The following is a 4111-nucleotide window of genomic DNA, read 5'->3' as shown; positions in this document are numbered from 1 at the left end:
ACTGCACATAGCGCGAGCGATGCGCGGCCAGCAGAACGGATGCCGGCAGCTCGACGCCGAGCAGGGCCGCCGCCTCCGACAGGGCGAGACGCGCGGCACCGCCGTCGTCGAGGGCCGCGGTGGCCGGCTCTTCGCCCTGTGCCCCGAACGACACCCGCACGACGTGGACGCCGGGCTCGGCGGCATCCCGAACCCAGTCCCATTTCGCGCTCGAATGGGTGAGGGCCTTGGCGGTGTGACTGCCGGGCACCGTCAGGACGCCGGTCCCGCGGGGAGCGCGATCGAGCACCGGGGCGTTCACCACCAGGGTCACCACCTCGACCACCGGGGCGATCGGCTCACCCACCTCGAGTCCGGGGACCACCGGCGCCAGCAGCGCACGCGCCGGTCCCTCGGGCAGGGCGACGATGACGGCGCGGGCGGTGAGGGGCTCGTCGTCGAGCGACGTGCCGATCGCCCACCCGTCGCCGGCCGGGGTCAGGCTCGTGGCGGTGACTCCCGTGCGAAGCTCGACGCCGCTTTCGCGCAACCCGTCCACGAGGGCGTCGACGAGGCGCGACATGCCTCCCCTGAGTCCTTCGACCGCACCGCCGGGCGCGGGGGCGGCCTTCGCGGAGTCGGAGGCGACGGGCACATCGGATGCCGGAGCGTCGGCGGGCCGCGCACCGGATCGACGCGCGCGAAGCTCGGCGACGGCTCCCGTCAGCGAGCCGGTGCGGGTGAGGGCGGCGTTCAGCCCTGGGGCTGCCAGATCGACGTCGATGTCGTCGGGGCGCGCGGAGTAAACCCCGCTGGTCACGGGGGCGACGAGGCGCTCCAGCACCCGCGTGCCCAGGCGCGAGCGCACGAGCTTTCCGAGGCTGTGAGCGTGTCCGATGGTCAGCGGCGGACGCACCCGGTCGAGGTAGGCGCGCCAGGCCCCCGACCAGCCGATGACGCGTCGCACATCGGGGGCGAAGGGATTGTCGGGGATGCCGAGCACCCCGCCCTTCGGCAGCGGCGCGGCGCCGACACCGGGCACACCCGCCACCCACGCACCCGCCGGGTTCGGCGACACGACGTCTTCACCGAGGCCGAGCTCGGTGAGCAGCTCGCGGACGACTCCGCCCCGGGTCGCGTAGCTCTCGGCCCCCACGTCGAGGGTCATGCCGCCGACCTCCGCCGACCGCAGGACACCGCCGAACGCGTCGGACGCCTCGATCACCGTGACCCGCAGTCCGACCTTCGCGCACTCGCGTGCGGCGACGAGGCCTGAGACCCCACCGCCGATGACCACCACGCGCGTGTCGTGCGCGTGCTGCACCAGGCGGTCGAGGGCCTCGCTCACGCGGCGTTCCCGCGCGCGCTCTCGCCGGCCGTGTCGCTTCCCGCGGCGGCCGTGCGGCCCGCATCCACGTCGTGCCCGTGCGCGTGCGCCACGATGCGGGTCAGCACCTCGGGATCGGTGTCGGGCGGCACCCCGTGACCGAGGTTCAGCACGTGCGCGCGCGCCGCGCGGCCGCGCGCCAACACGTCGTCGACATGGGCGGCGAGCACCGGCCAGGGGGCGCCGAGCAGCGCCGGGTCGATGTTGCCCTGCAGGGTGACGTCGGGGCCGACGAGCGCTGCGGCCTCGTCGAGCGGCATCCGCCAGTCGACGCCGACCGCGTCGGCGAGGCCGCCCAGGCGCATGTCGTCGAGGAAGGCGCCCGTCCCCACGCCGAAGTGGATGCGGGGGACCTGGATACCCTCGAGCGCGTCGCGCGAATGCGGGGCGATGAACTCGCGGAAGGTCGACGGCGACAGCGAGCCGGCCCACGAATCGAAGAGCTGCACCGCCTGGGCGCCGCCCGCGATCTGCGCGTCGAGGAACGCGCGCGAGACCTTGGCGAGCCAGCCGGCCAAACGGTGCCACGAGGCGGGGTCGGCGTGCATCATGCCGCGGGCGCGCAGATGCTCTTTCGACGGACCACCCTCGACCAGGTAGGCGGCGAGGGTGAAAGGTGCCCCGGCGAAACCGATGAGGGGCACCGCGTCGCTGAGCTCGGCGGTGACGCGGCGGGCGGCCTCGCGCACGGGCTCCGCCGCGGCGGCGACGTCGTCGGGGTCGATCGAGGTGACTCGTGCCACGTCGTCGGCCGTGCGCACCGGGTCGGCGAAGACCGGGCCGCGCCCGGGCTCGATGACCACGTCGACACCGGCGAGGCGCAACGGCACGACGATGTCGCTGAAGAAGATCGCGGCATCCACGTCGTGGCGGCGGATCGGCTGCAGCGTGATCTCGGCCGCGAGGTCGGGGGTCAGGCACGCGTCGAGCATGCGGGTGCCCACGCGCAGCTCCCGGTACTCCGGCAGCGAGCGCCCCGCCTGCCGCATGAACCACACCGGCTGCCGCTCGGGGCGGTCGCCACGGAGGGCGCGGAGGAGGGGTGCGTCGAGGGAGGCCATGACATCCATCCTCCCACCCGCCCCCTGGGCGTGAAGGGGATGCCTTGACGTCGAGAGGCCGTCCGGAACACCTCGCGACACCCGGGCGTAGAATGATGACGTGTTGTTGTGCGTCAGCGCGAGTCACAAGACCGCGTCCTTCGAGCTCCTTGAGCGGCTCAGCGTACCCCGCACCCCCGTCGCCCCGTTGATCGCCGCGCACGACGAGTGCGTGCAGGGCGCTGTCGTCGTCGCGACGTGCAACCGCTTCGAGGCGTACGTCGACATGGACGAGCCGGTCACCGCCGCCGTCGCCCTCGGCATCGAAGCCACCCTCGCCGCCATCGAGGCCGCCACGGGCGTGCCCGCCGGCGAGCTCGAGGGCCGGTACACCGTGCTCGGTGGCGGCGAAGTCGCCGAGCACCTGTTCTCGGTGGCATCCGGTCTCGAATCCGTCGTCGTCGGCGAGGGCGAGATCGCCGGCCAGGTGCGTCGCGCGCTCACCGAATCGCGCAAGCTCGGCACCACGTCCGCCGAGTTGGAGCGACTGTTCCAGCGGGCGTCCGAGGCGCAGCGCGGCGTGAAGAACTCCACAGCCATCGGCCGCGCCGGTCGGTCGCTCGTGCGACTGGGCCTCGAGCTCGCCGACAGCCGCATCGCCGACTGGTCGACGCAACGCGTGCTCCTCGTGGGCACGGGCGCCTACGCCGCCGCCACGGTCGCCGCCCTCCGCGACCAGGGCGCCGAAGACATCTCGGTGCACTCGCCCTCGGGCCGGGCGGCGAAGTTCGCCCTCAAGCACGGCCTCCGCGCGGTGTCGGCCGAGACGTTCCCCGCCGCCGTCGCCCACGCCGATCTCGTCATCACGTGCACGACCGCCGAGCACTACGTGCTGAGCGCGGCCACGTTCGCCGCCGGACGCGGGGCCTACGAGACCGCCGTCTCCGGCGGGTGCCCCGTCGACCACACCGCGCGTCGCCTCGTGATCGACCTGGGGCTGCCCCGCAACGTCGATCCCGATGTCGCCTCGGTCGCCGGCATCGACCTGCTCGACCTCGAGACCATCCGCCTGCACGCCCCGCTCGAAGAACTGCAGGCGACGGATGCCGCGCGCGACCTTGTGCGAGACGCCGCGCGCCGCTTCACCTCGGTTGGCGAGCGCAAGAACATCACCCCCGCCGTCGTCGCCCTGCGCGCCCATGTCTTCGGCGTGCTCGACGCCGAGGTGGCGCGCGTGCGCGCCCGCGGCGACGAGGGCGGACAGACCGAGCAGGCCCTCCGCCACCTGGTGGGCGTACTGCTGCACACCCCGACGACGCGGGCGCACGAGCTCGCCGAGACCGGCCGCGCCGACGAGTACGTCGACGCGCTCTCCGCACTGTTCGGCATCGAGGTCACCGACCCCGCTGCCGTCGATCCGGCCGCCCTGGACCAGCGCGGCATCGCCGACGCGGGCTGACCCGCTGCTCGGCACCCCCGACGCGGGCTGAGGCCCGGCGCGGGGTCCGCGACTCGGGCTGAGGCCCGGCGCGGGGTCCGCCGGTGAGCGGAGGGGATTCCGCGGGCGGAGGACCGAGGCCGCTGCATCCGTCCTCCCCTCCCCGAATCACCTCCGACGCCGGGCCGACCGCGAGGTCGCTCCCGCCGGTACAGCCGCCGGAGCGGAGGACAGTCCGCGAGCGGAGGACCGAGGCCGCGGCGTCCG

General features: G+C 74.2%; 3 protein-coding genes. 1 reads left to right on the top strand and 2 read right to left on the bottom strand.

Translation table 11 applies throughout. From position 1 onward, the window contains the following. On the bottom strand, positions 1–1327 hold a 1327-nt coding region (locus tag RWP81_RS14850; RefSeq protein ID WP_314457380.1), incomplete at its 3' end, for an FAD-dependent oxidoreductase. Continuing rightward, positions 1324–2427 (bottom strand): uroporphyrinogen decarboxylase, encoded by a 1104-nt coding sequence (hemE, locus tag RWP81_RS14845; RefSeq protein ID WP_314457378.1) that lies wholly within the window; start codon positions 2425–2427, stop codon positions 1324–1326. The genes RWP81_RS14850 and hemE, both read right to left, overlap by 4 nt. Before the next feature lie 100 nt (positions 2428–2527). Between hemE and RWP81_RS14840 the strand changes: the two genes are divergently transcribed. After that, the gene (locus tag RWP81_RS14840) at positions 2528–3865 is read left to right on the top strand and encodes a glutamyl-tRNA reductase (protein WP_314457376.1); all 1338 of its coding nucleotides are present in this window, start codon (positions 2528–2530) and stop codon (positions 3863–3865) included. Positions 3866–4111: the final 246 nt, after the last annotated feature.

The sequence above is a fragment of the uncultured Microbacterium sp. genome (genome assembly GCF_963521695.1).
Lineage (GTDB): Bacteria > Actinomycetota > Actinomycetes > Actinomycetales > Microbacteriaceae > Microbacterium.
This window is presented reverse-complemented; position numbering and strand designations above follow the sequence as displayed.